We start from the raw sequence: 1,523 nt of genomic DNA on the forward strand, positions 1-1,523 counted from the left end.
CGGAAGATTTCAAGTCCAGTGAGACGGTCGGGATGTTAGGAGGTTTGTGGGGCGGGTTCCCTGCGCTTGCTGGGGTCGTTGATCCATGCTGTCTGCGGGATCTCGGGCGGTCGGGGACGGCGGCCGAAGCGTTCGGGATGCCGGGCGTATGCCTCGGCAAGGGTGACGGCCCGCTGGTCGCGGACCTCCTCGGCGGTGCCGAAGTGGACGCTGGCAGGTGTGTGGAGGCCGATTCCCGAATGCCGGTGCTCGTGGTTGTAGTACGAGATGAAGGCGTCGAACCATTCCCGGGCGTGGGCCAGGGAGTCGAACCGCTGTGGGAAGTCGGCCATGTACTTGGTGGTCTTGAACTGGGCCTCGCTGTACGGGTTGTCGTTGGAGACCTTGGGACGCGAGTGGCTTCGGGTGACGCCGAGGTCGATCAGCAGTTGGGAGACCTTCTTGGAGGTCATCGAAGTGCCGCGGTCGGCGTGCACGGTCTCGGGAACGATGCTGTTGCGCTCGATTGCCTCGCGGATCAACTCTTCGGCCCGTTCGGCTGATTCGGCCAGTTCGACGGTGTGGCCGACGATGTAGCGGCTGAAGATGTCGATGATGACGTAGGCGTGGTACCAGATGCCCTTGCGGGGGCCGGCCGCTTTGGTGATGTCCCAGGTGAACACCTGGGAGGGGCCGTCGGCGACCAGTTCGGGCACCGTCTTGGCCGGGTGGGTGGCCTGGCGGCGGCGCTCACCCGACTGCCCCCGCTCGCGCAGGATCCGGTACATCGTGGAGACCGAGCAGTGGTAGCGCCCGGTGTCCAGCTCGCGGGCCCAGATCTGCGCGGGAGGCAGTTCGGCGTACTCGGCGCTGTTCATCAACGCCAGGACCGCATCTCGCTCTTCGGCCGTCAGGGCCGACGGCTGGACCTGCGGGGACCTGGGCCCGCGCGGGGGAGGCGGCTTCAGCCTGCGGTAGTGGGTGGCCCGGGAGCGGCCGGTCAACCGGCACGCGGCCGTGATGCCCAGCTCGTGTTCGACGGCGGTGAACGCCTCGTCCACGACGGGATCGGCGGCGTGCCTCAGTCCGCGCTCTCGGAGATCATTTCCAAGAGCGCCGACGCTTTTCCCAGAACCTCCAACGCGGCCTTGTTCCGGGCGAGCTCCTTCTCCAGCCGTTCCACCTGCCGGCGCAGTTTCTCGTTCTCGACCTCGGCGGCGGACTTCTTCGGACGGGCCGGGCTCGTGCGCCGGTCGACCAGGTTCTCCAGGGCCCCGGCGTCGCGCGCGGCCCGCCACTCGGTGACGTGTGAGTGGTACAGGCGCTCGCGGCGCAGGACCGCGCCCTTCTCGCCCTCGGGCGCGGCGTCGTACTCGGCGACGATCCGCAGCTTGTACTCGGGACTGAACGTGCGGCGTTTCGGCCGGGGAGCCGGGTCGGCTGCGGACGGATTGGTGCTGGTCATCAGGGGTGGAACTCCTACTCGGGCCCTCTCAGGCTAACCCGACAAAGCGGGATGTCTCACCCAAGGCTGACAGAGAGGG

Annotated in this window: 2 protein-coding genes; both read right to left on the reverse strand. The window is 67.7% G+C overall.

Annotation, left to right across the window (positions count from 1 at the left end; all coding sequences use genetic code 11):
- Positions 1-35: 35 nt before the first annotated feature.
- Positions 36-1,040, reverse strand: coding sequence for an IS3 family transposase (locus ACFVX9_RS39745; protein ID WP_387987185.1), 1,005 nt, complete (start codon positions 1,038-1,040; stop codon positions 36-38).
- A 20-nt stretch (positions 1,041-1,060) separates the two neighbouring features.
- The gene (locus tag ACFVX9_RS39750) at positions 1,061-1,444 is read right to left on the reverse strand and encodes a transposase (protein ID WP_380381112.1); all 384 of its coding nucleotides are present in this window, start codon (positions 1,442-1,444) and stop codon (positions 1,061-1,063) included.
- Between the last annotated feature and the right edge of the window lie 79 nt (positions 1,445-1,523).

Origin of the sequence: Kitasatospora sp. NPDC058243 (genome assembly GCF_042882025.1) — a bacterium.
Classification (GTDB): Bacteria; Actinomycetota; Actinomycetes; order Streptomycetales; family Streptomycetaceae; genus Kitasatospora.